Annotated in this window: 27 protein-coding genes; 18 read left to right on the plus strand and 9 right to left on the minus strand. The window is 64.4% G+C overall.

From position 1 onward, the window contains the following. The first annotated feature begins 11 nt into the window (after nt 1–11). The gene (locus tag ACWYRN_RS21230; protein WP_488689712.1) at nt 12–794 is read left to right on the plus strand and encodes an SDR family oxidoreductase; all 783 of its coding nucleotides are present in this window, start codon (nt 12–14) and stop codon (nt 792–794) included. 11 nt (nt 795–805) lie between these two features. Next, nucleotides 806–1702, plus strand: coding sequence for an SDR family oxidoreductase (locus ACWYRN_RS21235; protein ID WP_488689714.1), 897 nt, complete (start codon nt 806–808; stop codon nt 1700–1702). Nucleotides 1703–1867: 165 nt separating this feature from the next. On the opposite strand, the gene ACWYRN_RS21240 is transcribed toward ACWYRN_RS21235, so the two are convergent. From ACWYRN_RS21240 to ygfZ, 3 genes are read right to left on the minus strand one after another with little or no spacing between them, the layout of a single operon-like run. Further along, nucleotides 1868–2611 carry an NRDE family protein gene (locus ACWYRN_RS21240; protein ID WP_488689715.1) on the minus strand — a complete coding sequence of 248 codons (744 nt, stop codon included), beginning with the start codon at nt 2609–2611 and terminating at the stop codon, nt 1868–1870. Then, complete coding sequence (locus ACWYRN_RS21245) at nt 2602–2907, minus strand: DUF4936 family protein (RefSeq protein WP_488689716.1); 306 nt, start codon at nt 2905–2907, stop codon at nt 2602–2604. Before ACWYRN_RS21245 ends, ACWYRN_RS21240 begins: the two co-directional genes overlap by 10 nt. Continuing rightward, entirely contained in the window at nt 2891–3949 is a 1059-nt protein-coding gene (gene ygfZ / locus ACWYRN_RS21250) for a CAF17-like 4Fe-4S cluster assembly/insertion protein YgfZ (RefSeq protein ID WP_488689717.1), read from the minus strand. Before ygfZ ends, ACWYRN_RS21245 begins: the two co-directional genes overlap by 17 nt. A gap of 147 nt (nt 3950–4096) precedes the next feature. Between ygfZ and mltG the strand changes: the two genes are divergently transcribed. The 12 genes from mltG to ACWYRN_RS21310 all read left to right on the plus strand — a co-directional run bounded on the left by mltG (nt 4097) and on the right by ACWYRN_RS21310 (nt 13653). Further along, nucleotides 4097–5098 carry an endolytic transglycosylase MltG gene (mltG, locus tag ACWYRN_RS21255; RefSeq protein ID WP_488689718.1) on the plus strand — a complete coding sequence of 334 codons (1002 nt, stop codon included), beginning with the start codon at nt 4097–4099 and terminating at the stop codon, nt 5096–5098. Beyond that, nucleotides 5095–5724 (plus strand): dTMP kinase, encoded by a 630-nt coding sequence (gene tmk, locus ACWYRN_RS21260; RefSeq protein ID WP_488689719.1) that lies wholly within the window; start codon nt 5095–5097, stop codon nt 5722–5724. Before mltG ends, tmk begins: the two co-directional genes overlap by 4 nt. Before the next feature lie 41 nt (nt 5725–5765). Next, a complete protein-coding gene (gene holB, locus ACWYRN_RS21265) occupies nt 5766–6755 on the plus strand; it encodes a DNA polymerase III subunit delta' (protein WP_488692859.1) in 990 nt (329 codons plus the stop codon). Nucleotides 6756–6765: 10 nt separating this feature from the next. After that, nucleotides 6766–7167, plus strand: coding sequence for a PilZ domain-containing protein (locus ACWYRN_RS21270; protein WP_488689721.1), 402 nt, complete (start codon nt 6766–6768; stop codon nt 7165–7167). 16 nt (nt 7168–7183) lie between these two features. After that, nucleotides 7184–7717, plus strand: coding sequence for a GNAT family N-acetyltransferase (locus ACWYRN_RS21275; RefSeq protein ID WP_488689723.1), 534 nt, complete (start codon nt 7184–7186; stop codon nt 7715–7717). A 67-nt stretch (nt 7718–7784) separates the two neighbouring features. Beyond that, nucleotides 7785–8567 carry a TatD family hydrolase gene (locus ACWYRN_RS21280; RefSeq protein WP_488689725.1) on the plus strand — a complete coding sequence of 261 codons (783 nt, stop codon included), beginning with the start codon at nt 7785–7787 and terminating at the stop codon, nt 8565–8567. A 1-nt stretch (nt 8568) separates the two neighbouring features. Continuing rightward, entirely contained in the window at nt 8569–9255 is a 687-nt protein-coding gene (locus ACWYRN_RS21285) for an ankyrin repeat domain-containing protein (protein ID WP_488689726.1), read from the plus strand. A gap of 162 nt (nt 9256–9417) precedes the next feature. Beyond that, entirely contained in the window at nt 9418–10371 is a 954-nt protein-coding gene (locus ACWYRN_RS21290) for a class I SAM-dependent methyltransferase (protein WP_488689727.1), read from the plus strand. Nucleotides 10372–10520: 149 nt separating this feature from the next. Beyond that, entirely contained in the window at nt 10521–10721 is a 201-nt protein-coding gene (locus ACWYRN_RS21295; RefSeq protein WP_488689728.1) for a hypothetical protein, read from the plus strand. A gap of 113 nt (nt 10722–10834) precedes the next feature. Next, nucleotides 10835–11059, plus strand: a complete 225-nt coding sequence (locus ACWYRN_RS21300) for a DUF6139 family protein (protein ID WP_229435606.1) — start codon at nt 10835–10837, stop codon at nt 11057–11059. A 192-nt stretch (nt 11060–11251) separates the two neighbouring features. Further along, nucleotides 11252–12154: a lipid A hydroxylase LpxO gene (gene lpxO, locus ACWYRN_RS21305; RefSeq protein WP_488689729.1), complete on the plus strand. Its 903-nt coding sequence runs from the start codon at nt 11252–11254 to the stop codon at nt 12152–12154. A 308-nt stretch (nt 12155–12462) separates the two neighbouring features. Further along, nucleotides 12463–13653: an RNA-guided endonuclease InsQ/TnpB family protein gene (locus tag ACWYRN_RS21310; protein ID WP_488689730.1), complete on the plus strand. Its 1191-nt coding sequence runs from the start codon at nt 12463–12465 to the stop codon at nt 13651–13653. A gap of 6 nt (nt 13654–13659) precedes the next feature. Here the strand turns inward: ACWYRN_RS21310 and ACWYRN_RS21315 are convergent, their stop codons facing one another. From ACWYRN_RS21315 to ACWYRN_RS21340, 6 genes are all read right to left on the minus strand, one after another. Continuing rightward, nucleotides 13660–14085, minus strand: a complete 426-nt coding sequence (locus tag ACWYRN_RS21315; protein WP_488689731.1) for a universal stress protein — start codon at nt 14083–14085, stop codon at nt 13660–13662. 127 nt (nt 14086–14212) lie between these two features. Continuing rightward, a complete protein-coding gene (locus ACWYRN_RS21320) occupies nt 14213–15208 on the minus strand; it encodes a tyrosine-type recombinase/integrase (RefSeq protein WP_488689733.1) in 996 nt (331 codons plus the stop codon). 196 nt (nt 15209–15404) lie between these two features. Further along, a complete protein-coding gene (locus tag ACWYRN_RS21325) occupies nt 15405–16163 on the minus strand; it encodes an iron ABC transporter ATP-binding protein (protein ID WP_488689734.1) in 759 nt (252 codons plus the stop codon). Beyond that, nucleotides 16160–17098 (minus strand): iron chelate uptake ABC transporter family permease subunit, encoded by a 939-nt coding sequence (locus ACWYRN_RS21330; protein ID WP_488689735.1) that lies wholly within the window; start codon nt 17096–17098, stop codon nt 16160–16162. The genes ACWYRN_RS21325 and ACWYRN_RS21330 overlap by 4 nt, the downstream gene beginning before the upstream one ends. A 13-nt stretch (nt 17099–17111) precedes the next feature. Continuing rightward, complete coding sequence (locus tag ACWYRN_RS21335) at nt 17112–18140, minus strand: ABC transporter permease (RefSeq protein WP_488689736.1); 1029 nt, start codon at nt 18138–18140, stop codon at nt 17112–17114. Next, entirely contained in the window at nt 18137–19087 is a 951-nt protein-coding gene (locus ACWYRN_RS21340; protein WP_488692861.1) for a siderophore ABC transporter substrate-binding protein, read from the minus strand. Before ACWYRN_RS21340 ends, ACWYRN_RS21335 begins: the two co-directional genes overlap by 4 nt. Nucleotides 19088–19458: 371 nt before the next feature. Here ACWYRN_RS21340 and ACWYRN_RS21345 point away from each other — a divergent pair, with 371 nt between their 5' ends. Genes ACWYRN_RS21345 through ACWYRN_RS21360 form a run of 4 tightly spaced genes read left to right on the plus strand, consistent with a single transcriptional unit; the run spans nt 19459 to nt 26940 of the window. Continuing rightward, entirely contained in the window at nt 19459–20877 is a 1419-nt protein-coding gene (locus tag ACWYRN_RS21345) for a hypothetical protein (protein ID WP_488689737.1), read from the plus strand. Then, the gene (locus tag ACWYRN_RS21350) at nt 20874–21554 is read left to right on the plus strand and encodes a chromosome partition protein MukE (protein ID WP_488689739.1); all 681 of its coding nucleotides are present in this window, start codon (nt 20874–20876) and stop codon (nt 21552–21554) included. The genes ACWYRN_RS21345 and ACWYRN_RS21350 overlap by 4 nt, the downstream gene beginning before the upstream one ends. Beyond that, complete coding sequence (locus ACWYRN_RS21355; RefSeq protein ID WP_488689740.1) at nt 21551–25951, plus strand: ATP-binding protein; 4401 nt, start codon at nt 21551–21553, stop codon at nt 25949–25951. Before ACWYRN_RS21350 ends, ACWYRN_RS21355 begins: the two co-directional genes overlap by 4 nt. Beyond that, a complete protein-coding gene (locus ACWYRN_RS21360) occupies nt 25948–26940 on the plus strand; it encodes a hypothetical protein (protein ID WP_488689741.1) in 993 nt (330 codons plus the stop codon). Before ACWYRN_RS21355 ends, ACWYRN_RS21360 begins: the two co-directional genes overlap by 4 nt. Nucleotides 26941–26955 lie beyond the last annotated feature (15 nt).

Consider the following 26955-nt stretch of genomic DNA (forward strand, 5'->3'; position numbering starts at 1 on the left):
ACGGAGACAGCATGCGCACTACCCAGGAACTCTTTTCACTGCAAGGCAAAACCGCCCTCGTGACCGGCGGCTCGCGCGGGCTCGGCCTGCAAATGGCCGAAGCGCTCGGCGAGCAGGGCGCGCGCCTGGTCATTTCCTCGCGCAAGCAGGAAGAACTCGACATCGCCGTGGCGCACCTGACGTCGAAAGGCATCGAGGTCTCGGCAATCGCGGCCGACCTCTCGCACGAGGCAAACGTGCAGCCCTTTGTCGAGGAAGCGCTGCGCCGCCTCGGCCAGATCGACATTTTGATCAACAACGCCGGCGCCAGCTGGGGCGCCCCGGCCGAAGAGCACCCGCTCGACGCCTGGGACAAGGTCATGAACCTGAACGTGCGCAGCATCTTCCTGGTGAGCCAGGCGGTGGGCAAGCTGTCGATGATCCCGCGTGGCTACGGCCGCATCGTGAACATTTCCTCGATTGCCGGGCTGGCCGGGAATCCGCCGGGCACCATGAGCACGATCGCCTACAACACCTCGAAAGGTGCGATCGTGAACTTCACGCGCGCGCTGGCCGGCGAATGGGGCCGCCACGGCATTACCGTGAACTCGATCGCGCCGGGCTTCTTCCCGTCTAAAATGACCAAGGGCGTGCTGGCGACCATCGGCGCCGACGTGCTGGCCAAGGATGCGCCGCTGGCGCGCCTGGGCGACGACGAGGACTTGAAGGGTGCGGTGGTGCTGTTCGCCTCCGACGCCGGCAAGCACATCACAGGCCAGATCCTGGCGGTCGACGGCGGCGTGTCCGCGGTCTGAAGGGGAATTACATGAAGAATTTCAGCGGAAAAGTCGCCGTCATCACCGGCGCGGGCAGTGGCCTGGGACGCGAGTTCGCCGACACGGCGGCCAGCCTCGGGATGAAGCTGGTGCTGGCCGACATCCAGGCCGACGCCCTGGAAAAGACGACCGACGCCTTGCTGGCCCAGGGTGTCGAGGTGCTGGCGATGGTGTGCGACGTCAGCAAGGCGGCCCACATCGAGGAGCTGGCGGATGCGGCAGTGGCGCGCTTCCACGGCATCCACCTGGTGTTCAACAACGCCGGCGTCGGTTCGGGCGGGCTGGTCTGGGAAAACAGCGCCGAGGACTGGGAATGGGTGCTGGGCGTGAACCTGTGGGGCGTGATCCATGGCGTGCGCGTGTTCACCCGTGCGATGCTGGAATGCGCGAAGAAGGACCCGTCGTTCGAGGGGCATATCGTGAACACGGCCTCGATGGCCGGGCTGCTGAATGCACCGGCGATGGGCGTCTATAACGTGTCGAAGCATGCCGTGGTGTCGCTGTCGGAGACGCTGTACCACGACCTGCAACTGGTGAACGCGCCGATCGGCGCCTCGGTGCTGTGCCCGTACTTCGTGCCGACCGGGATCAGCCATTCGCACCGCAACCGTCCGGAAGAGCTGAAAGCCGAGGGCGGGCCGACCAACAGCCAGATCGCGGCCCAGGCGCTGACGGTCAAGGCGGTGGAGTCGGGCAAGGTCTCGGCGCGGGATGTGTCGCGCATGACCTTCGATGCGATCCGCGACGGGCAGTTCTACATCTTCTCGCATCCGCACGCGCTCGGTGGAGTGACCGAGCGCATGGAGGCGATCGTGGGGGCGAAGAACCCGCCCGATCCGTACGCGGCCACGCCGCACGTGCGCGAGATCCTGCGCGGGAAGCTGTAGTAGGGTGGACGGGTTCCCCGTCCACGCGTTCAACTACACCGTGCATCGCAAACAGGCATTCGTTCAGCGCCACCAAGCGTCACGATACGCCTCCGTTCGTTGGACGCGTGGACGGCAAGCCGTCCACCCTACGGGCTGCCCAAGCACGAACCCGCATCCGTGTGTTTACGGCCGCACTATGCGCTCGTGCAGCTCCGCCGGCGCGCCGTCGTACAGCTTCACCACCGTCGAGGTGCGCGTGCCGTACCCGGCCGTCTCGATGCACACCGCCGACAGCACCCGCTCCAAATCGAGCGACACGCCGGTTTCCGGCAAACGCATGTCCGGCGCGCGCGTGGTGTCGGCCAGCATCTCGAAATAGGCATCTTCCGGCGCGCCCTGGCACAGCAGGCTGGCGAACTGCGCCTTGGTGCGCGTAACCTTCGGCCACGGCGCATCCAGCAGGCTGTTCGAGATGCCGTAGATGCGGCCCTCTTCGAGCGGCTGGCCGTTGCGCGCATCGTCGCCGGCGCGGTTCGAGTACCAGTACAGGGATTTCGCATCGCCCAGCACCAGGTTGTAGCCGTTATAGATGTCGCCGCGCTCGCGAATCACGTCCAGGTAGTCGGCCGCCGACAGCGAACCCTTCAGGAAGTCGGCCACCAGCGCCCCGCGCGAGGGCGCGTCCGGCCGCACCTCGTGCGGCGCGCGGATGTTGGTCAGGGCGGCGAACTTCGGGCCGTCCGGCCCTTCGCGCGTGATGCCCATCCAGCTGCCGCCGTGTTCCAGGTCGCGCCCGGCGATCACGTTCGGGTTCTCCGGCCAGGGCGCGGCCGGGGCGGCCGGACGGTCATAGAATTCGTCGCGGTTGGCGGCGGCGATGACGGGCACGCCCGGGATGACACGCCAGGCAAAGACGATCAGGCACATGTGAACTCCACGAAAACCTCGGCCCGGCGCGGACCGTCGATCAAACCGGCGATGCCGGCCTCGCGTGCATACGATTCCAGCAGGGCGGAGAAATTGGCGTCGACGCCGGGAAACACTTCCATCCAGGTCTGTACGCCGTCCTTGCTCTCCGGACGGCGCTTCAGTTGGCCGGAAATGCCGGTGTCGGCGGCCAGGCGCGCCAGCAGCGCGCGCACGGGCGGCTCGAGCCGGGCGGCGTTCGCCTGTGGCACCTTGTAATACACGTACAGGTCGACCATGCTAGACGTCGAGCGCATCGAGCGCGTACGGCAGCGACTGGAAGCGCAGGGCCGGGCCGGCGGCCGAGCCGTGGCGCACGTCTTCGTCCAGCGCGGCCAGCTTCATTTCCACCAGCAAGTCGGCGCCGCCGCGGCCGTTCGGCGCGGCGTTGACCACCATGCCGCAGGGCTGGTCCGGGTCGGCGGTCGCAAACACTTCGTCGCCGGCACGCGCGGCGGCGTTCTCGACCGTGGCAAGGGCCGTACGGCGCTTCAGCTTGCCGAGATACTGGCTGCGCGCGACGATTTCCTGGCCCGGGTAGCAGCCCTTCTTGAAGTTCACGCCGCCCAGCAATTCCAGGTTGATCATCTGCGGCACGAACTGTTCCTGGGTCGGCTGCGTCACCTGCGGCACGCCGGCATGGATGGCGGCCAGCTGCCAGGCTGCGTTGCCGCCGAGCGCGAGCTCACCCGCCAGCGCAGGGAAGGCCGCCTGGGCGCTGGCGGACGACGTCACCCACAGGTAGCGTGGCGCACCGAAGGCGTCGGCCAGGCGGATCACGGTGCCGTGCGCGCCAGTGACTTTGCCGTAGGGCGCGGCCGGCAGCTCGCTCACCTGGGCCCGCAGCGCCGTTTCGCCCTTCGCGCCGCCGATGCCGAGCACGGCCGCGAAGGGATCTTCGGCGGTCGCATCGCGCAGCTTGGCCTTGGCGCGCAGCACGAACATGCTCAGGCGCTTTTGCAGCGGCGCCTGGATGGCGCGCGGCAGCTGCAGGTAGACCGCCTCCGCATCACGCCAGTACAGGAAAGTCGCCTGCAAGCGGCCCTTCGGCGTGCAATACCCGGCCAGGCGCGCTTCGCCCGTGCCGAGGTGCTCGACGTCATTGGTGAGCTGGTTGTGCAGGAAGCCGGCCGCATCCTCGCCGGCCACGGCGATCAGGCCGAGGTCGGTCACGGGTGCGACGAAGCCAGCCGCTAGTTCGTCTGCGGTGAGGGTGCGGCCGAAGTCTTCGGCCTGGGTCGCTTCATCGATATGGAAGCGGGCGCCGTGCGACGCCAGATAGTCTGTCCAGTTGCTCATAAATGCAATATGCTGTGCGATTAGGCTATATCATTACGGCCTCATTATAGAGTTGTCGAGCAAATCGCGCCGGAGACGGCGAAAAACCGGAACCTCGCAAACCTGCTATGCGACGGTTTTCGAGGCGCCGTAACACCCAAAAACAGAATGGCACTGATAAAAAAACTCATCTTCACCGGCGCGATCGTGTCAGTCGCGGCGGCCGGCGGATTCGCCTGGTGGTCGGGCCACCCGCTGACCACGGCCGAGCCGCCGATCGAATTCACCATCACCCCAGGCAGCGGCGTGAACGCGGCTGCCCAGCAGATGGCCAAGGCCGGCGTGCCCGTGAACCCCTTCCTGTTCCAGCTGCTGGCGCGCTCTTCCGGCGACAGCGCGCGCATCAAGGCCGGCAGCTACGAGCTGAAACCGAACACCACGCCGCGCCGCCTGCTCACGCAGCTGGTGCGCGGCGAATTCGCCCAGGAAGCCGTGACCATCATCGAAGGCTGGACCTTCCGCCAGATGCGCGAGGCGATCGCCGCCACCAAGACCCTGCGCCACGAAACGGCGCAGATGTCGGATACCGAGCTGATGGCGAAGATCAGCCCGGAATTCAAGCAGCCCGAGGGCCTGTTCTTCCCCGACACCTATCTGTTCGCCAAGGGATCGAGCGATTTGCAGATCTACCGCCAGGCGCACCAGATGCTGGTGAACCGCCTGAACGCGGCCTGGGAAAAGCGCGACCCGAACCTGCCCTACAAGAATCCCTACGAGGCGCTGATCATGGCCTCGATCGTGGAAAAGGAAACCGGCCAGAAGAGCGAGCGCGCCATGATCGCCGGCGTGTTCGTGAACCGCCTGCGTACCGGCATGATGCTGCAGACCGACCCCAGCGTGATCTACGGCATGGGCTCGCGCTACGAGGGCAAGATCGCCAAGAAGGATCTGCTGACCGACACCCCGTTCAATACCTACACCCGCTACGGCCTGCCGCCGACGCCGATCTCGCTGCCGGGCGTGCAGTCGCTGGCCGCGGCCATGGCGCCGGCCAAGACCGACGCCCTGTATTTCGTCTCGCGCAACGACGGCACCAGCCAGTTCTCGGACAACCTGAACGACCATAACCGCGCCGTGAACCAGTACCAGCGGGGAGTGTCGCGGCCATGAGCAGCATCCAGAATCCCATGCGCGGCAAGTTCATCACCTTCGAGGGCATCGACGGCGCCGGCAAGTCCACCCACATCGGCTTCGTCACCGAACTGATCAAGTCGCGCGGCAAGCGGGTCGTTGCTTCGCGCGAACCGGGCGGCACGCCGCTCGGCGAAAAGCTGCGCGACCTGCTGCTGCACGACACCATGCACCTGGAAACCGAGGCGCTGCTGATGTTCGCCAGCCGCCGCGAGCATATCGCGCAGGTGATCGAACCCGGCCTGGCCTCGGGCGCCTGGGTGCTGTCGGACCGCTTCAGCGACGCCAGCTTCGCCTACCAGAGCGGCGGGCGCGGCCTCGACCGCGCCAAGATGGAAGCGCTGGAAGCCTGGGTCCATCCGCAGCTGCAGCCCGACCTGACCCTGCTGTTCGACGTGCCCCTGGAAGTGGCGCGCGAACGGCTGGACGCCACCCGCACCCTGGACAAGTTCGAGCAGGAGCAGGGCGCCTTCTTTGCCCGCTGCCGCGCCGAATACCTGCGCCGCGCGGCGCAGTTCCCGGACCGTTTCATCGTCGTCGATTCGACCCGCAGCATCGAGGCCACGCAGCAGACTCTCCGCGAGGCCCTGGAGAAATTCTTGTGATCTACCCCTGGCAGCAAACCGCCTGGACCCGCCTGCAGCAGATGCGCGAGCGCCTGCCGCACGCCATCCTGTTCCACGGCCCGGCCGGCATTGGCAAGGCCGACTTCATCGAGACCTTTGCGCAAGCCCTGTTGTGCGAAAACGTGCAGCCCGACGGCCACGCCTGCGGCGCCTGCGCGTCCTGCGGCTGGTTCGTGCAGCACAACCATCCCGACTACCGGCGCGTGCGGCCGGAAGCGCTGGAAGACGACCCCGCGCCGGAAGGCGAAGAAGGGGCCAGTACGGATGGCGAGAAGAAATCGAAGTCGACCAAGGCGCCCTCGAAAGAAATCAAGATCGAGCAGATCCGCAACCTGGCGGACTTCATGAACATCTCGACCCACAGGCAAGGCTTGCGGGTGGTGGTGCTGTATCCGGCCGAGGCGCTGAACATGCCGGCCTCGAACGCCTTGCTGAAGACACTGGAAGAGCCGCCGCCGGGCACCGTGTTCCTGCTGGCCTCGAACGGGCTTGACCGCCTGCTGCCGACGATCCTGTCGCGCTGCCGCAAGTTCGCGCTGCCGATGCCGGACCACGCCGCGGCCCTGGCCTGGCTGAAGGAGGGGGGCGTGCCGGATGCCGACAGCTGGCTGCGCGAGGAAGGCGGCGCCCCGCTGGCGGCGCGCAACCAGGCCGAGACCGGCAGCCGCGAGGAACTCGAGGCCCTGCTGCACTTCCTGGCGCGGCCGTCGGCCGAGAGCGCGCTGCGCAGTGCCGAGAAACTCAGCAAGACGCCGCTGGCGGCGCTGGTGGCCTGGCAGCAGCGCTGGCTGTACGATTTGCTGTCGATGAAATTGTCTGGCGTGGTGCGTTACTATCCGCGCTACCAGAAGGAACTTGCCGCCCTGGCCGGCAACGTGCACACTGGGAATGTATTGCGTGCGGTGAAGTCCGCAAACGAACGGCGCGCGGTGGCGGATCACCCGTTGTCGGCTAAACTATTCGTCGAAGACATGCTGCTCGATTACACATCCTGCTGCAGCCCCGTTTGAGAGGAACGCAATGAGCAGCAACCTTAGCGGAAACACGAGCGGCAACACCACCGACCCGAATGCTGCGCTGCTGCCGCGGCCGGCGGTGCTGTCGCTGTCGATCAAGGAAAAGGCGGCCCTGTATGCCGCCTACATGCCCTTCCTGAAGAACGGCGGCCTGTTCGTGCCGACCAACAAGCCCTACAAGATCGGCGACGAGATCTACCTCATCCTGTCGCTGATGGAAGATGCGGCCAAGTACCCGATCGCCGGGAAAGTGGCCTGGATTACCCCGGCCGGCGCCAACAACAGCAAGGCGCAGGGCGTCGGCGTGCATTTCCCGGCCGACGAAACCGGCCAGCGCGCCAAGGCCCGCATCGAAGACATCCTCGGCGCCGCCTTGCGCTCGTCGCGCGCCACCCATACCCTGTAACTTTCTTTTTTCCTTCATGCCGTCCTACGTTCACCGCCTCGCCCGCCGCGACGACTTGCCCGTCATCGTCGACATCTACAATTCCACCATCGCTTCGCGCGAAGTCACCGCCGACACCGAACCCGTGTCGGTCGAATCGCGCGTGGGCTGGTTCAACGACCACACGCCGGAACGCCGCCCGCTGTGGACCATCCACGCCGCCGACGATGGTGCGGAAAATGCTGCGGCAAACCCGGAAGTCATCGGCTGGATGTCTTACTCGAATTTCTATGGCCGCCCGGCCTATTCGGGTACGGCCGAGCTGTCGATCTACATTGCCGAAGCCTGGCGCGGCAAGGGGCTGGGCAAGTATTGCCTGGAGCAGGCGATCGCCTTTGCGCCGCAGATCAAGGTGCATACGCTGCTCGGCTTCATCTTCGGCCACAACGCGCCGAGCCTGGCGCTGTTCCGCAAGTTCGGCTTCGATACCTGGGCCAATTTCCCGCGGGTAGCCAACCTGGATGGTGTCGAGCGCGACCTGATCATCCTGGGCAAGCGCGTGGTCGAGTAAACCTCTGCCTGAAGGCTAGGCGCCCGGCTGCGTGGCACAGTCAGGCGCCTGCCTTTACAATGGCGACATGTACATCGATTCCCACTGCCACATCAATTTCCCCGAGCTGGCCGCCCGGATGCCCGAGATCCTGGCCAAGATGGCCGAGAACAAGGTCACGCACGCCATGTGCGTGTCGGTCAATTTGCCGGAATTCCCCTCGGTGCTCGCCCTGGCCGAGCAATATCCCCACATTTTCGCCTCGGTCGGCGTCCATCCCGACTACGAGGACACGCCCGAACCGAGCGTGCAGCAACTGGTCGAGCTGGCGGACCACCCGAAGATCATCGCCATCGGCGAGACCGGCCTCGACTATTACCGCCTGGAGGGCGACCTCGAATGGCAGCGCGAACGCTTCCGCACGCATATCCGGGCATCGCGCGAAACGCGTAAGCCGCTGATCATCCATACCCGCTCGGCCAGTGCCGATACCATCCGCATCCTGCAGGAAGAGGGCGCGGCGGTGGCGGCGGGTGGCGTGGCCGGGGTGATGCACTGCTTTACCGAGTCGCTGGAAGTGGCCGAGGCGGCCATCGAGATGGGCTTCTATATTTCCTTCTCCGGCATCGTGACCTTCAAGAGCGCGAAGGACCTGCAGGAAGTGGCGCGCACGATTCCGCTGGAACGCATCCTGATCGAAACCGATTCGCCCTACCTGGCGCCGGTGCCCTACCGCGGCAAGGTGAACGAGCCGGGCTACGTGCCGCACGTGGCCGAGTTCATCGCCAACCTGAAAGGCGTGCCGCTGCGCGAAGTGGCGGACCGCACCTCCGAGAACTTCTTCAACCTGTTCCAGCACGCCAGGGCCTGACATGACCCCAAAGCGCCGCACCATCCTTCGCAGTATCCTGTTCGCGATGTGTGCCGGCGCCGGCCTGGTCCACGCCGCGCCTGTGGCCACATCGCCGCCCGACGGGCGCCAGCTGACCGCCTTCTTCCGCGCCGTCCAGCTCGACGACGACCGGACCGTCAAGGCGATGATCGGTTCGGTCGTCAACGCCAACCAGCTCAATCCCCTCGGCGGCGAGCCGGGCCTGGTGCTGGCGGTGCGCGAAGATGCGATGCGCGTGCTGGAAGTGTTTCTCGCCCACCCCGGCACGCAGCTGGACGCGGCGGCCGTGAACGGCAACACGGCCCTGATGATGGCGGCCTTCAAGCGCAACCGCGCGGCCGTCGAAGCCTTGCTGGCCAAGGGCGCCAGGGTGAACCAGCCCGGCTGGACGGCGCTGCATTATGCGGCGGCCGCGGGGGACAACGAGATCGTCGGCATCCTGCTGCAACGCGGCGCCAGGATCGATGCGGTGTCGCCGCTGAAGACCGGCGCCTACACGCCGCTGATGATGGCGGCGCGCGAAGGCAAGGACGATACCGCCCTGCTGTTGATGAAGCATGGCGCCAACCCGGCGCTGAAGAACAGCGAAGGCCTGACACCCGAGCAACTGGCCGAACGCGCCGGCAAGCCGCGGGTGGCCAGGGCGATCCGCCAGGGTCCGCGCTGACCGGTGCTTGCCGGGCGCCCCGCGTGGCGCGACGTGCTTATCCGGAATTAAAGGGTGATTTCGCATCAGCTCCTGCCTTTGCCGCGCACCCGGCGCAGGCATACTGTTCGTATTCCATCGACCCATGCGGCAGCCTGCGCCGTCGCCGACAACAAGGATCCCATGCTGAACGAACGCGAAATCGAGAGCTGCTACCTCGGCCAATTTATTCCTGTCCACTACCATCACAACATGCTGATGGATGGGAACCGCATGGACGCGTTCCGTGATGCGATCGCGCATGCCGTCCGACCCGGCATGAAGGTACTGGAACTGGGCGGCGGCACCGGCGTGCTGTCGTTTTTCGCGGCCCAGCAGGCCGAGAAGGTGTATTGCGTCGAGTTCAACCCTGACCTGGTGCGCGAGGCGCGCCGCTTCCTGGCGCAGAACCCGAATGGCCACAAGGTCGAGGTGATCCACGCCGACGCCTTTGACTACCTGCCGCCGGAACCGGTAGACGTCGTGATCTGCGAAATGATCCACGTTGCCATGCTGCGCGAAAAGCAGGTCGACGTGATCGAAGCCTTCAAGGCGCGCTACCTCGAACGCTTCGGCGGCCCGCTGCCAATTTTCATGCCCGAAGCGGTGGTAATGGCAGTGCAGCCGCTGCAGCAGGAGTACAGCTTCCACGGCTATTACGCGCCGATCGTGCAGTTCCAGGAAACCACGGCCGTTTATCCGGGCACGGTCGGGCTGGCCCAGCCGGCCGTGTACAGCGTGCTCGACTTTGCCGGGCCGGTCGACAAGCTGATCGCCTGGCAAGGCAGCTTCATCGTCGAGCAGGACGGCAGCCTGAATGCGTTGCGCTTCGTCACCAAGAACGTCCTGTCGATTGTGCAGGAAAGCGGCAGCACCATCGACTGGCTGAACCATTACATGACGCTGCCGTTGGCGCGTGCGCTCGACGTGGTGGCCGGCGACGTGGTGCAGGTGTCCTTCCAGTACCGTGCCGGCGCCTCGATTCCGTCGCTGCAGGCTGCGCTGCGCGTCACGCTGGCAGTCGATGCCGATGCCGATGTCGGTGCGAACGAGGAGGCGCGGGCCGCCGCACCGCGGCTTGTCGCCGCGTTCGCCTGAGCGTCCGGCTCCTGCGCGCCTGATCTACCCACCCGTTCGTCGGCGCCGGCGGCAGTTCGACCCCGCCGCGGCGCCGTTCGTCCCGGGGCCGCTTGATGCGGCCGGGGCGCCTGCCTACACTGCGGTTTCCTCAACTGACCGGGTGCGCAATGATGGGCTTCCTGCTGTGGCTGCTTTTACTCTTCCTGTGCTGGCCGCTGGCCTTGCTGGCGCTGCTGGCCTATCCCCTGGTCTGGCTGCTGCTCCTGCCTTTCCGCCTGCTCGGGATCGGCGTCGAGGCCGTGTTCGCGTTGCTGCGCGCGATCGTCTTATTGCCGGCACGCATCTTGGGCTTGTCGCCAGGGCGCTGATTGCGCCCTGTCCGGCAGAGTGTGGGGCAATTAACAGACGCACGCGGCGTGCTTCGTTACTGTGGAGTCGTCCGCTTTCATCCGAAAGCGAGCTTTAACGTAAGGAAACGATTATGCGCCTGGACATCTACCGCAGAGCCGAAAGCGACGGCAAGTTCTCCTACTTGGCCGTGCCGGAAACCCGCAACATCCCTGAAGAAGCCACCAATACCGATTGGGAAGTGGAGGCCCGCGCCTTCGAAGTCGACGACAACGCCGAGCAACTGCCGGACTACGATATCGACAACCTGAATGGCCAGCTCTCCGAAAAGGGCTATGCCATGACGGCGCTGCATTGATGTAGCGCGCGGCGCGTGCCGCGGCTGTATCGGTTCGCTTCGGCGAACTGGCGGCGGCTTCAGCGCGTGCTTCGTCATGAACGCGACAGTCCGCTGTCGATTTCGCCGGGCGCCGGACGGCCGCCTGGCGGATATGCTATTCTTGCGCCCTGTTTAATTCGATGCTGACCGTGTGGTCAGTTCTGGGAGTGCATGATGAAGTGGGTGGTCGTCGGTTTCTATTTTCTTTCGATTCTCCACATTCATTTCCGCGGCAAGGTGCGCCTGCCGTTCGGACGCCAGCTGTTCGACCATTCGTCGTTCATGGCCCCGATTAACATCTTCATGCACCTGTTCTCGAAGGTGCCGAGCACGCCCTACATCCCGGTGCGCGAATTCCCCGATCTGGCGCCGCTGCAGCAGAACTGGCAGGTCATCCGCGCCGAAGCCGAGAACATGCTGGCGCTGAAGAAGATCAAGGCCGCCGAGCAGAACGACGACGCGGGTTTCAATTCCTTCTTCAAGACCGGCTGGAAGCGCTTCTACCTGAAGTGGTACGACGCCAGCCACCCATCGGCCGAGCGCCTGTGCCCGCAGACCTATGCGCTGCTGCAATCGATTCCTTCGGTGAAAGCCGCGATGTTCGCCGAGCTGCCGCCCGGCGCCAAGCTGAACCCGCACCGCGACCCCTTCGCCGGCTCGATGCGCTACCACCTGGGCCTGGCCACGCCGAACGACGACCGCTGCTTCATCGACGTCGACGGCCAGCGCCACAGCTGGCGCGACGGCGAAGGCGTGATCTTCGACGAAACCTTCATCCACTGGGCCATCAACGGCAGCGACAGCGACCGCGTGATCTTGTTCTGCGACGTCGAGCGCCCGATGCGCTACCGCTGGATGCAGGCCATCAACCGCTGGCTCGGCCGCACCATGATGACGGCCGCCAGCTCGCCGAACGAAACCGGCGACCAGACCGGCCTGGTCAGCAAATTGTTCCGCATCTCGCACGTGATGGGTCAGTACCGCCGCCGTTACAAAGCCTGGAACAAGACCGCGTACAAGATCACCAAGGTGGCGCTGATCGTCGGCGTGGCTGCGTTGATCTACTGGATCTGATCCGGGCTACTGGCTGCTCCCCGTGCTGAAGGCGCCGCATTCGTTGCGGCGCTTTTTTTCATCGCTTTCTTGCCGATTTCCTGGGGCGTCTGCGCGAGTGCGGCAGCGATATACCAGCACCGGTTTTTTAGCAGTAACCGGCAATTGATCGAAACATGTCCACACTTATCCGAGATGGATAAGTTTCTTCCCTCATTACCATCCATAACAGCACTTTTATTCTGGTCTACTGTACAGCTGAGTGACAGGCGCAGTCATCGGAACCAGAAACTGATCGACGGTGTCAAACGTGGGACAAAGGAGGCGTGATGATCCTTGCCCATCATATTCGGCTCGACCCCAACAAGGTTCAGGCAACGTATTTGGCGCGTGCAGCTGGGACCGCGCGGTTCGCCTACAACTGGGCACTGGCCGAATGGGGACGGCAATTCGAAGCGTGCAAATTCGACCCAGCCTTGCCCGAGCCAAACGAAGCAGCGCTGCGGCGCCAGCTCAATGCCATCAAGCGCACGCAGTTCCCATGGATGCTGGAAGTGACGAAGAATGCGCCACAGATGGCGATCATGCAGTTGGGCCGCGCTTTTCAGAATTTCTTCGAGAAACGCGCACGCTATCCGAGATTCCGGCACAAGGGCATCAACGACCGGTTCACATTGAGTAACGACCTGATCAAGGTTAATGGGTGTCGCATTCGTATTCCAAAACTCGGATGGCTGAAGATGCGCGAGGCCCCGCGCTACACCGGACGAATTGTCGCTGCGACCGTTTCACGCGCGGCCGACCACTGGTATGCAAGCATCAGCATTGACACTCCCGACGCACAGCTGCCGCCAGCCGAAAACCAAGGCGCGGTAGGCATCGATTTTGGAGTGACGCACCTGGCCACTTTGTCGACCGGAGAGAAAGTTGTTGGGGTAAGAGCGCTGCAAACACTACTGGATCGCCTACGTCGTCTGTCACGCGCTTTGTCACGCAAAGTAAAAGGCTCGTGCAACCGCAAGAAGGCAAGAGCCAAACTGGCTCGCCTGCATGCCAGGATCGCTAACGCGCGCGCGAACGGCTTGCACCAGCTTAGCGCAAGTATCACCCGGCGCTTTCACACCATTGGCATCGAGGATCTGCACGTCAAGGGCATGCTCGGCAACCGGTGCCTGTCGCGTGCGATTGCCGACATGGGCTTTGCCGAACTGCGCCGCCAGCTCTTGTACAAAGCGCAGCGGCGCGGTGGCCAGTTGATCGTCACCGATCGCTGGTACCCCAGCAGCAAGATCTGTTCGTGCTGTGGTTGCAAGCTAGATGCACTCAGCCTCGACGTACGCCAGTGGACCTGTCCTGGATGCGCAACACTGCATGACCGCGACGTCAATGCGGCAGTCAACCTAAGAAACATGGCGGTGAGTTCCACCGTGTCGGCCTGTGGAGGGGAAGGCGCTGGCCCTGTGCTGCATGCGCTGAGTGAAACCGGCCCCAGTGAAGCAGGAATCCAACAGAGAAGTTGATTACGGTTAGCTTTGCGTAAGTTTGGAAGAACGGATCGCACTGTGCACCAGCACCTTCTGCGTCTCGCTGCCGAGCAGCATGCCGGTGATGCCGTGGCGGCCGTGCGAGGCCATCACGATCAGGTCGCAGCCGCGCTCGCGCGCCGCCTGCAGGATCGCTTCGTAGGGCTGGTTCGAGCGCGCGATGAGGCTGGCGCAGGGCACGCCGGCGCTGCGCGCGGCGTTCTCGACCACGGCCAGGTTCTTCGCGCCGCGCGCCTCGCTCGTGGCCAGGTATTCGTCCTCGGTGGTGGCGAGCATCTCGGCGTCGGCGGTAAAGGTGCGGAAGTCGGGCAGGGCGGTGAAGCCCACCACCTGGGCCCCGACGTCTTTTGCGAAGCTGACGCCGGCCAGCACGGCGCGTTCCGACAGCGCGGAGCCATCGGTGGGCAACAGGATCTGCTTGAAAATGGTCGCTCCTCGGGTAGGCGCGCCGGGCGCGCGGACGGCCCCAGTCTGCCGTCCGGCCAAGCGCGGCGTTTGATGCCGCTCAATCGCGCGCCGGCGATGTCCGAGCCCCTCACTCCGACGGATCGGGCGTCACGCGCGTGAGCTTGTAGTCGGCGGCCGAGCGTTCCAGGGCCAGGCCCAGCACGTCCTTCAGTTCGTCGGGCTGGGTGCCGCTGTCGAGCTGGCGCCGGGCAAAGGTGTTGCGCAGGGTGCGCCCGCCGGCGCGCGACAGGTCCATGCCGGCGCGCTCGAAGGTGGCGCGCATCTGCACGTACACCGTCTTGCGCGTCAGCCTGGCGCCGCCCACGTTGGCCGGGAAGACGAACTCGCCGGGAATCTTCATCGCCGCGCGCTCCTGCAGCCAGGGCAGCAATTCCTCGACGCCTTCGCGCGGCAGGGTGACCGCATGTTCGTGGCTGGTGTCGTGCTTTTCGTCGGGCGTAATGGTCAGCACGATCGATCCGTCGAGGCCGGGCTGGCTGCCCAGCTCGCCCACCAGCAGGCCTACCGCTTCCGATACGCGCAGCCCGGCCAGTGCGATCACCACCTGCATGGCGCGGTCGCGCCGGCGCTTCCAGCCGTCGAAGGGCGTGTTGCGCCGCTTGCGCGGGGCATCGGCGGGGAGGGCGGCAAAGAAGCGCTGCAATTGGTCGTCGGACAGGGTGCGGCCGGCCTCGTCCTTCGTCATGTGGGCGCGGTCGATGCCGAGGATGGCCTGCTGGGCCGGGTTCGGGTCCACGGCCAGGTGCTCGTAGCAGCGCTCCAGCAGGCGCAGGTAGCGATAGGCGATCTTGCTGTTCAGGACACGCTTGCCCTTGACGCTACGGTCGATGAAGCGGTGCAGGTCGGCGTGGGTGAGGGTGGAGAAGACAAGACCCTGTTCCATGCACCAGCTCGCGAAGTTCTGGAACATGAAAATATAGATCCTGGCCGACTCGGCGGACAGCACCCGCAGCGTGCCGTCGGCGCGCTGGCGCCGGCCGGTCTCGGCAAAGGCGGTGCTGGCGATGAACGCCTTGAAGGCCTTGATGGGATCGGCATCCCAGGAAACGATGGTGTGCATCATGCGCTCACATCAAAAGAACATGCCACACCCTACCATAAAAACGTAACTAACCAACTAAGGCCAAACCAAAAAACAAAGAAATCGATGTAACGGACTACGGACACAACACATCCCGAAAACAAGCGACCAGGATGAAGGGCGCCCGGTAGCCGGCCCGGCCCACCCGGGAGCGGGGCGGCCGGCGGCGGATGGGCAATCAACGATAATAGGTGCAGATGCGCTGGCCGCCCACCTCGTGCACGGCGATATCGAGCTGGTACAAGGGACTCAAGACCTCGGGCCGGATAATCTCCTGCGGCGTGCCATAGTGGGCCAGGCGGCCGTCGCGCATGGCAATGATGCGGTCGGTGTAGCAGGACGCGAAATTAATGTCGTGCAGGACCAGCACCACGGTCTTGCCGAGGTCGTCCGCGGCGCGGCGCAGGATGCCCATCATGTCCACCGCATGGCGCATGTCGAGGTTGTTCAGCGGCTCGTCCAGCAGCACATAGTCGGTGTCCTGGCACAGCACCATTGCCACGAAGGCGCGCTGGCGTTGGCCGCCCGACAGTTCGTCGAGGAAGCGCTCGGCCAGTTCGCCCAGGTTCAGCCAGCCGATGGCGCGCTCGACGTGCTCCTTGTCGGCCAGCGTCAGGCGCCCGCCCGAGTGCGGGAAGCGTCCAAAGGCAACCAGGTCGCGCACCGTCAGTCGCAGCGGCAGGTGATTGTCCTGGCGCAGGATCGCCAGGCGCTTCGCCAAGGCCTTGGTGTCGCCGTGCATGACGTCGATGCCGTCGACCAGCACGCTACCGCTGCTGGGGGGCAGTAGCCGGCTCACCATTGACAGCACCGTCGACTTGCCGGCGCCGTTGGGGCCGATGATGGCGGTCAGGCCGCCGGCGGGAATCTCGAGCGACACGCCGTCGACCACGACCGTGTGGCCATAGCGTTTGCCGAGTCCGGATATCTTGATCATGTTTGCTTTCTGCGGGTAATGAGGAGCAGGAACAGGAGCCCGCCCGCGAATTCGATGACGATGCTGATGGTCGCGTTCAACTTCAGTATCCGTTCGAGCAGGGCCTGCCCGCCGACCAGGAAAATGACCGCCCAGAGCACGGCGGCCGGCACCAGCCAGCGGTGCCGGTCGCTGCCCATCGTTACATACGCCAGGTTGCTCACCAGCAGGCCAAAGAACAGCACCGGCCCGACCAGGGCGGTGGACACGGCCACCATCACGGAGACTGCGACCAGCGTCGCCATCACCGTGCGCCGGTAAGGCACGCCCAGGTTGACGGCGACGTCGCGCCCCAGCGCCAGCACGTCGTAGGAACGGCGCAGGCGCCAGGCAATCGCCGACGCCAGCCCGATCGCCAGCGCGCACGCCCACAGCAAACCGGTCTCAACTGCACTGAACGAGGCGAACATGCGGTCCTGCAGGTAGGCGAACTCGTTTGGATCGATGAGGCGCACCACGAGGCTGGAGAGGCTGCGGAATAGCAGCCCGAACACGATCCCCATCAGGAGCATCAGGTGCAGGCTGTGCGCCGCGCCGTTGAACACGCCCCAGAACAGCAGGCAGGCGAAGCCGGTCATGGCGGCCACCTCGACCAGGAACTGCACCGTCTGCCGCTCTTCGCCCTGGGCGGGGTTGATCCCCATGCCGAGCACCATCAAGGCCTGGATCAGGATGTAGAGGGCATCGAAACCCATCACCGAGGGCGTCAGGATGCGGTTGTGGGTAATGGCCTGGAACAGCACGGTCGAGACGGCGATCGCGAACGCCACCAGCAGCATGGCCGCGAGCTTGGCGCCGCGGAAAGGCAGCACGAAGCCCCAGTTGCCGTTCGCACCGGCCAGCATGTAGGTGGCGATCGCAGCGGCGGCCAGCGTCGCCAGGATGCCCATGCGCATGCGTGGAGAGACGTCATGCCGCACGGCGCCCCCGCAATAGCAAGACCAGGAACAGCACGCTGCCCACGATGCCGACCACGGTACCGATCGGAATCTCGTACGGATAAGCGACCAGCCGGCCGGCGATGTCGCAGGCCAGCACGAACACGCCGCCCAGCAGCGCCACCCAGGGCACCGAGCGCCGCATGTTGTCGCCGAACAGCAGGCTGACGACGTTCGGCACGATCAGCCCAAGGAAGGGGATGCTGCCGGCCGTGACCACGACCACCGAGGCGATTGCCGACACGATTAAGAGGCCCGCCAGGGTAAGTTTCCGGTAGTCCAGGCCCAGGTTGGTGGTGAACTGCTGCCCCATGCCGGCCACCGTGAAGCGGTCGGCGGCAAGGTACGCCGCCCCGGCCAGGCCGAAGCCGATCCACAGCAATTCATAGCGCCCGCGCAGCACGCCGGAAAAATCGCCGACGGTCCAGGCGTGCAGGGTTTGCAGCATGTCGTGACGGACGGCGAAGAAGGTGGTGACGGCCTGCACCACGCCGCCCAGGATCAGGCCGACGAGCGGCACCAGGTAGGGCGAGCGCAAGGGAATGCGGCGCAGCAGGCCGAGAAAAGCGAGCGTGCCCGCCATGGCGAAGGCGGTGGCAACCAGCATCTTGCCCAGCACCGGCGTGTCCGGCGCCAGCAGCATGACGACCAGGATGCCAAGCGTGGCCGATTCGATCGTGCCCGCGGTCGAGGGTTCGACGAAGCGGTTGCGCACCAGCATCTGCATGATCAGCCCGGCGACCGCCAGCGCCATCCCGGCCAGCAGCAGGGCGACGGTGCGCGGCAGGCGGCTGACGGCGAACAGTTGCCAGGCCTGGGTATCGGTGCCGGCCAACAGGCCGGCGAAGCTGAAGTCGCCTGCGCCGATGCTGATGCTGAGCAGGGAGAGGATCAGGGCGACGGCCAGCACCAGCGCCAGCCAGCCATGCGAGGCCGGGCGCCGGACCGCTGCCGTCGCGGCGCCGCCAGATGCCGGCGCCGGTTCGGCAAGATGGCTCATCGTTTGGCGTCGAGGGCCTGCGCCAGCTGGTCGATGTTCTGTTGGATCGCGGTCAAGCCCGCGCCGCCCAGGGTGTACCAGTTGCCGCCATCGAGGTAGACCACCCGCTTGTTCTGCCAGGCCTTGGTCTGGCGCACCAGTTCGTTGTCGAGCAGGCGCTGTGCGGAGGCGCCCTGGCGGCCAATGGCGCCGTCGCGGTCGATGACGAACAGCCAGTCCGGGTTGGTTTTCTGGATGAACTCGAACGAGACCGCCTGGCCGTGGTTCGAGGTCTGCAGCGTGGCCACCGCCGGCTTGAAGCCGAAGGCATCATGCAGGACACCGAAGCGCGAGCCCGGGCCATAGGCGCTCATCTTGCCGCCCGTCGTCAGCACGATCAGTGCGCTGCCGGCAGTGGAGGCCCTGGCTTTCAGACCGGCGATCGAGGCGTGCAGCTTGTCGAGCTGCACCTTGGCCTGCGCCTGCTTGCCGAATAGGCCAGCCAGCAGGTTGGTGTTGCGCTCGACGCTCTTGATCAGGTCGGTACGATCGACCGTCATGTCGATGGTCGGGGCGATCTTTGCCAGATCCTTGTACTTGGCCTGGGAACGGCCGCCGACCACGATCAGGTCCGGCGCGGCGGCATGGATCGCCTCGAAGTCGGGTTCGAACAGGGTGCCGACCCGGGCGTACTTCTTGTCGCTGAAGCGGGCCAGGTGCTTCGGCATTGGCGACTCCGGTACGCCGGTCACGTCGATGCCGAGGGCGGCCATGGTGTCGAGGCTGGTCAGGTCGAGGACGACGACCTTCTTTGGATTGGGAACGACGGCGGTGGTGCCGCTGGCGTGCTTGATGTCAACTTTGGATTGGGCCAGGGCCGGGAGTGCGGACAGGACGAGCAGGGCGCCGGCGGCGGCGAGGGCGCAGCGGCGGCGTGCGGTGTTGACTGGGTTCGAGAGCAGGTACATGTGGTGGCGTAAGCGAGAGTGGTAAATCAGAATCATTATCATCTGCAGGCCGCGGAAAAGTTTGTCAACTTGTGGCAGAGCTTGTGCCGGGTGAAAGCGTAACTAACTAACTCGATACCGAAACAATGATAAAACTGAACCGTCTCGGGCCAGAAACGAAATACGAATCAAGAGACAAGTCTCCAACAACGAGGGTCCGGGCGAGTTCACCTGTACAGCCACACTTGGTGTACGCTGAGGCTGTCCCGATACACTGTTTTGGCATGGCTGGTGGCCCTTCCTAGGGCGCCTGCAGCTCATGATATGCGTCAAACTCGGGTGGTTGCTCGTCAGTAGACTGCATGTTTTAACTCAAGCCGTGCCGACCACTCATGCGCGTCGATCCATCTTCCGATCCACCAGACGCGTCCGTATCGGTCGCCGAAGTCGTCGCAGAGGCCTGGCATGCCAACTTCACCCTGGATCTCGACAGGGAAGAGGCGGCTTTCCTGGCGGGTCTGCACGCGTATTTGCTCGATGCCGTGGAGCCGAGCCTCGACGGTGAAACCTTGCGCCGTATCTTCGCGCCGGTATATGAACTTGCCCAGGTCGACAGCGAAACCGAAGCCCAGCGCGCAACGAACATGATCGCGCGCTTGAAAGCGCAGGGCATCTTGTTGCGCACCGATGGCGCCGGCTTGGCCAGCGAAGGCGAATTTTCGCTTTCTCCGCTGGGATTGGCACTGGCCAGGTCCATGGAAAAAGATCGGGAACTGACGAAACGAAACCTGTCCTTCATGCTGATGAACATCAGGACGGTCTTGGGCGAGATCTTGCGCGGTGCTGCCAGTGCGGATGCCGAAGAGGACTGGGAAAGCAGGGTCATCTGGCCACTACGCGACATCGTTGCCGAAATGATCCGCCTGGTCGATCAACGGCAGCGTGGGCTCGACCTTGCGCACAAAGCCTTGCGCAAGGAGATCACCGAACTGGTGGACAGCGAATGGGCGGAAGCCATCGACCGCTGCGTTGCCATGATCGACCGTGTGCACCGGACGCTGCGCGAGCTGAACGAAATACTGAGCGAACATGTCCAGCACCTTGAAACCCAGCTTTTCGAGCTCGCGGCATATAGCGGCAAGCACGCTGATCTACCCAGGCTGCTCGACCGCACGCGCAACCAGCTCGGACGGCTCGCACTCTGGGGACACCAGCGCTACGAGGACTGGAGTGGTTACTACCGGAATGCGCAGATCTACATCCGTGACGTTGTCCGCACCGACCCGGACAACCTGCTGCGGAGCCGATTGAGCGAGCAGATCCGCCGATTCCAGAACCGGCCCTTCGGATTGTTGGCCGTGGCGCCGGAACCGTTCCTGCACTTGCGCGATGTGACACGGCCTTCCGCTTCCGTGGTGATCACGGTGCCGGACGAGGTGCTCGCGAACCGGACACTTACCGAGCGCGTGCAGCCGTGCCCCGACGAGATCGAACTCGCGGTTGCGGCCCTCGTGGAGCGCCTCCGGCACGACGGCCGAATCGACATCGTGGCCGCGGTACGCGATATCGCCCCTGACTTCACCGAAAACGCGTATTTCCAGCTGCTGATGCGCGTCACGCCCGAACTGCTCAGGTTCGGAATGACGACCCGTGACATGCTCGAGCAGGCATGGGTCAAGCTGTCGGAGCATCTCCATGCCCAGACCTTGGACCTGCACCTTCGCCTGGTTGCAGCCCAGGCCGATAACGATGCGCTGGAATTGCCGTTCACGCCATCCTTGCCGGTCCATGATGAAGGACACCAACCATGATCTATCAGTCCCTGGAACAAGTCATTTCCGATCCGCTATTTCCACGTGCCGACTTGCAGCTGCGCGCCGGCAAGCACATCGGGGCGGATTACGATGCCGCCCTGTTCGATTTCCTGACGGCCGCCAAGCCGCACCTCGACAGCTTCTACGGGCGCTACGAAGTGTCGCTGCTGACCCGCGAGGAAGCGTACTTCTATCTCGTGCCGGACCGGTTGGCGATACCGCCGCCGCTTGGGCAACGCAGGCTCTCGGCCATGGACATGCTGGTCGGCCAGGCACTCGCACTGATGCGCCTCGATCCGAAGTGGCTCGAGAATAATCTGTGCATACCCGAGAAGGCCGTGCTCACGCTGCTCGAGCAGCTGTTGGGCGAGGAGGGTTTGCTGCGTTTTATCCCCCGTCCACGGCGGCGCGGCAAGGACGTCGATCAGGATGCGCGCAAACTGCGCGAGACTTTCGCCACGTCGCTGCGATCGCTGGAGCGCCAGGGCTTCATCAGGCGCGAGGGGCGCGCCGACGCAACCGTGATCAGGCCGCTACGCGCCGTGATGCGCTTTGCCGACCCGGTCCGCACGTCGGCGGATCTCGAGGCAGCCCTGCAAAGCCTGATCGCACAAGGACAGATCGCGGATGGCACGGATGATCCGGATGCCGACGGCCGGGAGGAACCCAGATGAATCTGCGTCGTGCGTTTGCCAAGCGCCTGGTCCTGGCAAACTGGAAGGGTATCGTTTTCCATTCGTTCGATCTGGACCGGCACGTTACCGGGCTCGAGGGGCAGAATGGGGCCGGCAAGACCACGGTCATGGCGGCCTACGTCACCGCGATCCTGCCGAATCAGCGGCTGCTCTCCTTCAAGAACATCAATGGCGGTCCGTCCACGCGCGGCGATGGCGGCCTGTGGGGACGCATCGGCGAATTCGGTACCTGCTATACCCTGATCGAATGGGTTACGCCGCGCGGAAAAAACCTGTGGGCCGGTGTTGCGATGACGCGCGCAGGCATGCCCTCGGTCGACAGCAAACCTTTCATCATCCACGATCTGCCGCCGGATGCCAGTCCCCATGATGTTCTGCTGCTGCGTGAGCCATCCGGCGTGATCGTGCCGCCCCTGGCGCGCCTGCGCGAGCAGCTTGCGATGCATGGCGCGAGGATGGTCGTGCACAAGTCGCTTGCCGATTACATGCGGGTCTTGTTCGATCACGGTATCACACCGATGCCGATGACAACTCACGAGGAACAGGAACGCTTCTACCGGGTGCTTGCCACGTCGATGGAGGGCTCCGCACTGGCCACACTCATCAAGACCGGCTTGCGCGACTATCTGCTGTCGCCCGACACCTCGCTGGAGCGGCGTATCACGCTCATGCGTGAAAGCCTGGATCAGTGCCGGCAGACGCGGCGCGAGCTGGAGCACGCAAGGGAGGCTCACCATGAGATCGGCGAACTATTCGATGCGGCATGGAAAATGGCGTCGTATGCGTACTTCGGCGCGCGCGGCCGCTATGAACAGGAGACACGAAACTGGAAGGAACAGGTCGACCGCAGCAGGGAGAGCCAGCGCCAATATGTCAGTCTGCAGGCGAGCACCGCCCACTTGCAGCGGCGCGTGGACGAGTTGAAGCAGGAGCTGGCAGTGTCCCGGGAGGCGATGGAAGCGAGACGTGCCGACGTTCAGAAGGCATTGCACGCGCGCTCGCTGAGCCAGGATCTCGGTCGCGCCCGCGAGGAGCAAGCAAGCCGTCAGGCGCAAGTCGACCGGGCCGTGTCGCGCCGCGATCGGGCCGAGGCGGAAGAAAAGGAGGCCGCGCAGGCGCTGCGGCATGCCCAGGATGAATATGCACGCATTGCCGGAGAACTGGCCGATGTACAGGCGGCCGTGGAAGGATTGATTCGACGCGTAACCGAGTTGCGTATCGCCCGTGCTCACCTGGCCGACGCGCGCAAGGCGATGCGTCCGGCCAAGCTCGATCCGGCAAATGCATCGTCGACGAAACGGGACATCGACTGGCAGTATGCAGAGGAAACCCAGCGCCAGACACGATTGCAGGCAGAGCTCGACGCGCTGGACGATCACGCGACGCGCTTCGCCTCGTTGCTTGCCAAGTTGCAGACCATTGCAGTTGTCGAAGAGGGCCAGGACGGGAAGCAGGCCGGCGCCTACGACAGGGCACTGGCACTTGAAGCGAAACTGCGCGATGACACGCGCCTTGCTGGTCAGGTCGCCGCTTTCCAGACTGCACTGGTGCACGCGCGTGACCTGGCGGCGCAACAATGGGAAATACGGAAAACCGGGGCGGACCTGGGGATTGCCAGCAGTGCGGCGCTGGCCGAACAGCTGGTGGCCGTGTCCGGGCAAATCGAAAGGATCGAGAGCGACCGGGCAAACCTGGCAGCACAACTCTCCGAACGGCAAAACGCGCTCGTCGCATCCAGGAGCCGGATTGCGCAGCTCGAAGAGGAGGCGCGCCGTTACGTCGATGCACGCAACTGGCACGAGCAGTTGGCCGCCCTATGTGCCAACTGGGCCAAGTCGGCAACGGCCGAGAGCCTGGCAAACGCAATCGACGCGGGACGACGTGAATTGTCGAATACCGACGCGTGCCGGCGTCTTCTCGAAACCAGACTGCATGAGGCGGCGGAGCGTATCCAGAACTTGGCGCATTGCGCTGGCCTGTTCGATGCGCGGCTCGGTACCGTCGCCGAACATGTCGATGGACTCCTGTTGGCTGCCCGGTTCGATTCGCTGGCGGTGGAAGACGCTCCTGCAGTACAGGCACGCCTGGGAATGTGGACCGAAGCGATCGTGGTGGCGGCACCCCGGCACGCGGCACGCGAAGCCGCCGAGCTGAGTGACCGTCCGGATAACCTGCTGTTCGTATCGGAGGCGGCAGTTCACGGAGAACGGGATGAGGAAAGCCTGGAGGACAGCGAGCTCGTTGCCGAGCGCTTCCGCGACGAAGAAGCGGTTCGCCTGACCCGGCGGCCGCGCCACCCCGTGTTGGGGCGCCACGCGCGTGAGCGCGAGATGGGGCGTCTCGAAGACGAGCGCAATGCCATGGAAAGCGAACTCAGCGAATTGCGGGAGACATCGCGGCGCCTGAAAGAAGGCGTTCGGCTGGCGGAGAAGGTGCTGTCCTATGGCAGCGCCGCCTGGGCAAGCGATCCTCGCCCGGCCCTGCATGCCGAGCATGCTGCCGTGCGGGCGCTGAACCAGACGATCGAGAGCGCACAAACCCAACTGGTCGAACTGCGCGAGACAGGCGCTACGATCACCCGGCGGCAGCAAGTCCTGATGCGCTTGCAGTCGCGGCATGCCTTGCTCGATGCTCCCGACCATGCCGAAGAAGCAGGGCGGATCGAGGCGCAGCTTGGGGCAGCACGCGCTGCGCAAGCCTGGATCGGCCGGCATGGGGACACGGTACACGAAATCCTCGCTGGGCTGCCGATTCTCGCGCATCCCGTGCAGCCTGGGCAGCGCGATCAGCTGGAAGCGTCGCTCGAGCGTCACCGGGGGTTGCGCGAGCGGCTCGCACATCAGCGTGAGGCGCTCGAACGCCTGCTGGGCGTGCTCACGCATCTGGACCGGGAAGAGGACGAACGGCACTATAACGAAAAAACCAGTGTGATCGAGGCGCTCCAGCGAAAAATCGAGCCCGTACGACAAGGCGTCACGGATGCCGACGAAAAGCTGCAGGTCCGGCGTGCCGAATTCGATGGCGCGCGGCGGGCGGAGTCGGATGCGTCGGCCGTCCTGCTGCAAGTCGTCGAGAAATGCCGGGAGCTCATCAGCAGGCTCGACCTCACTGGCCTGCAAGGAACGGACGAGGAGGTCGCTGCCGCCGTGCAAGCACATGACCTCGCCAGCGCCAACTCGCAGCGCCTGGATGTCGAGCATGAAAGGTCGAACAATCTGCTCATCGAACAGCGCAACAGGCTGGAAGACCGGGCCGGGCAGATCAAGGTCGAACAACAGCGCGCATCGGAGCGGCTGGCATCCGTCCGCTACGAGCGTCGGGCGCAGCGCGAACTCGACCGGGTCGTGATCCAGCTGGGATTACGCGGCCGCATCGAATCCGATCTCAACCGGCAGCAACATTTCCCGACAGGTAGCCAGATCAACGCTTTCCAGTCGTCTCAGAACCAGCAAGCCTTGTTGTTCGAGCGCCTGAAACCCTGGCCGAATGTGCTTCTGGACCTGAAGCGCATCGAGGGCTTCGATGATATGCCCGGTGAACGGCGCGCCGTCCAGACCTTGCGGGCGTGGGAACGTGTGCGCCGGCATATCGAGCAGCGTATTCCACGCCATCTGGCCAGCGCCGACGATCCGCAAGTGGCGTTGGCCCAGATGCTGGAGAAGATGAGCGAGCTGGAGCGCACCCTGGCCTCGCAAGAGGACGAGATGCGGACACGTTCGTCCGGGCTTACCGACGGCATTGCCGCTCGCCAGCGCTCCGCCCGGTCGTTGATCATTCGTTTGAACCGGGAGCTGGAGAAGGTCAGTTTCGGCTCCATCAGGGGGCTGCAGATTGCGATCAGCTATCCGGAAGACATGGTTGACATGCTGGCTTGCCTGAAGCGCGATAACAGCATTTCGCTTTTCGATTCGGGCCTGCCGCTCGAGGACACGCTGGCAGCGTTGTATAAACGTGAGACTGGCGGATCGATCCAGGGAGCACGCCTGTTTGACTACCGCAATTATCTGCAGCTGAGGCTGGAAGTCAGGCGCATCAACGGCAAGTGGGAAGCCACCAGCGAGGTGTCGACAGGCGAAGCGATTGGTACCGGAGCCGCGGTGCTTGTCATGATCCTACGTACATGGAACGAGGAGGCCAGCCGGATTTCGGGATCGGGCGGCTTTGCCATGCAGCAGATCCTTCTCGATGAAGCCAATCGCCTGGATGAGCAAGCACTCGATACGTTGACGGAATTTTGCCAACGGATGGATGTCCAGGCCCTGGTGGCGGCCCCCGGACTGGACAAACCGCGCCGCTCGACCGTCTTCCAGTTGAGCCGGAGCCTGCGCGGTAGCGACGAGTTTGTCACCATCCGCGGGACAAGGATCAGTGCGTGAACTGGGACAGCGACGAACTGCGGGCGGCGGCGTTACGGCTCCTGCTGCTGGGAACGATAAGATCGACCAGGGTTGCCGAGCCACTGCTTGTGGAGGCCGAAGAACTTGGCTTGGTCGTACCTGCCAGGCGCCTGAACGAGTTTCGCCTGCCACCTCACTGCAAGGAGAAGTTCCGTCGGTACTTGAAGGTGCGTTGGCCAGAACTGGACGATGCCGAGTCGGCGTTTTGCTCCTCTCCGGATACGATTTCGGCCACCGCGCTAAGAACGATGCGGCGCATGTCGCTCGAACTCCCTGTCGGCATCGAACGTCTCAATCGCAAAACCTGGTCCGCCTGGGCCGGCGCCCACTCCAAGTCGGGCTATCGCACGCCGCCGGAAGGCGTACTGCTGACAACAGACGAAGCGCTGAGACTGCGGGCGAACGCAGGACTCGAATTTTCAGGGGAGGGCGGAGAACGGTTTGCAGCCAATGCATGCCAAGCCTTGTTTGGGGAAACAATCCTGCCTGAACGCGGTCTGGCGCGTAACTGGCGCCTTGGCGGGGAGCTGCCAAAGCTGATCCTGACAGTGGAAAACATCGGCGCATACGTCGATCTTTCCGTGCCGTCCTGGTTACTCCTGATCCATGCGCCGGGCCGGAACACCTTGTTGGCAACGCGCTTCATCGATCGCTTGCCGAGCAATATTCCCTGGTTTCATTTCGGGGACGTCGACCCGGCTGGACTCGACATTGGGCTTTCGATCCGCGGGCAAGAGCCGGGGCGCAGGCCAACGCCCTGGATCCCGCGTGCCACGAGTGTACTCCTGGCTACGCATTCATTGCCTCTCGACTTGCCATGGCCGACACGGCGTTTTCCACCCGATCTGTTGAACAATCCTGTGCTGAAATGGTTAATCGATCACCAGCGCTGGTTGGAACACGAGGCAGCTGTGCTGTTGCCCGGCTTCAGAGATGAGTTGTACCTGCTCGGAGAATCCTTCATGTGATGTCACAGAGCAAAT

This window comes from Massilia sp. BAP21, from assembly GCF_057801335.1.

Coding starts and splice junctions, on each gene's coding strand:
- ygfZ (WP_488689717.1), bottom strand. CDS start 3,949: ATGAGCAACTGGACAGACTATCTGGCGTCGCACGGCGCCCGCTTCCAT.
- ACWYRN_RS21300 (WP_229435606.1), top strand. CDS start 10,835: ATGCGCCTGGACATCTACCGCAGAGCCGAAAGCGACGGCAAGTTCTCC.
- ACWYRN_RS21320 (WP_488689733.1), bottom strand. CDS start 15,208: ATGATGCACACCATCGTTTCCTGGGATGCCGATCCCATCAAGGCCTTC.
- ACWYRN_RS21280 (WP_488689725.1), top strand. CDS start 7,785: ATGTACATCGATTCCCACTGCCACATCAATTTCCCCGAGCTGGCCGCC.
- ACWYRN_RS21355 (WP_488689740.1), top strand. CDS start 21,551: ATGAATCTGCGTCGTGCGTTTGCCAAGCGCCTGGTCCTGGCAAACTGG.
- tmk (WP_488689719.1), top strand. CDS start 5,095: ATGAGCAGCATCCAGAATCCCATGCGCGGCAAGTTCATCACCTTCGAG.
- ACWYRN_RS21245 (WP_488689716.1), bottom strand. CDS start 2,907: ATGCGCTCGACGTCTAGCATGGTCGACCTGTACGTGTATTACAAGGTG.
- ACWYRN_RS21295 (WP_488689728.1), top strand. CDS start 10,521: ATGATGGGCTTCCTGCTGTGGCTGCTTTTACTCTTCCTGTGCTGGCCG.
- ACWYRN_RS21240 (WP_488689715.1), bottom strand. CDS start 2,611: ATGTGCCTGATCGTCTTTGCCTGGCGTGTCATCCCGGGCGTGCCCGTC.
- ACWYRN_RS21285 (WP_488689726.1), top strand. CDS start 8,569: ATGACCCCAAAGCGCCGCACCATCCTTCGCAGTATCCTGTTCGCGATG.
- mltG (WP_488689718.1), top strand. CDS start 4,097: ATGGCACTGATAAAAAAACTCATCTTCACCGGCGCGATCGTGTCAGTC.
- holB (WP_488692859.1), top strand. CDS start 5,766: ATGCGCGAGCGCCTGCCGCACGCCATCCTGTTCCACGGCCCGGCCGGC.
- ACWYRN_RS21310 (WP_488689730.1), top strand. CDS start 12,463: ATGATCCTTGCCCATCATATTCGGCTCGACCCCAACAAGGTTCAGGCA.
- ACWYRN_RS21270 (WP_488689721.1), top strand. CDS start 6,766: ATGAGCAGCAACCTTAGCGGAAACACGAGCGGCAACACCACCGACCCG.
- ACWYRN_RS21340 (WP_488692861.1), bottom strand. CDS start 19,087: ATGTACCTGCTCTCGAACCCAGTCAACACCGCACGCCGCCGCTGCGCC.
- ACWYRN_RS21335 (WP_488689736.1), bottom strand. CDS start 18,140: ATGAGCCATCTTGCCGAACCGGCGCCGGCATCTGGCGGCGCCGCGACG.
- ACWYRN_RS21345 (WP_488689737.1), top strand. CDS start 19,459: ATGCGCGTCGATCCATCTTCCGATCCACCAGACGCGTCCGTATCGGTC.
- ACWYRN_RS21325 (WP_488689734.1), bottom strand. CDS start 16,163: ATGATCAAGATATCCGGACTCGGCAAACGCTATGGCCACACGGTCGTG.
- ACWYRN_RS21350 (WP_488689739.1), top strand. CDS start 20,874: ATGATCTATCAGTCCCTGGAACAAGTCATTTCCGATCCGCTATTTCCA.
- ACWYRN_RS21290 (WP_488689727.1), top strand. CDS start 9,418: ATGCTGAACGAACGCGAAATCGAGAGCTGCTACCTCGGCCAATTTATT.
- ACWYRN_RS21235 (WP_488689714.1), top strand. CDS start 806: ATGAAGAATTTCAGCGGAAAAGTCGCCGTCATCACCGGCGCGGGCAGT.
- ACWYRN_RS21230 (WP_488689712.1), top strand. CDS start 12: ATGCGCACTACCCAGGAACTCTTTTCACTGCAAGGCAAAACCGCCCTC.
- ACWYRN_RS21330 (WP_488689735.1), bottom strand. CDS start 17,098: ATGCGCATGGGCATCCTGGCGACGCTGGCCGCCGCTGCGATCGCCACC.
- lpxO (WP_488689729.1), top strand. CDS start 11,252: ATGATGAAGTGGGTGGTCGTCGGTTTCTATTTTCTTTCGATTCTCCAC.
- ACWYRN_RS21275 (WP_488689723.1), top strand. CDS start 7,184: ATGCCGTCCTACGTTCACCGCCTCGCCCGCCGCGACGACTTGCCCGTC.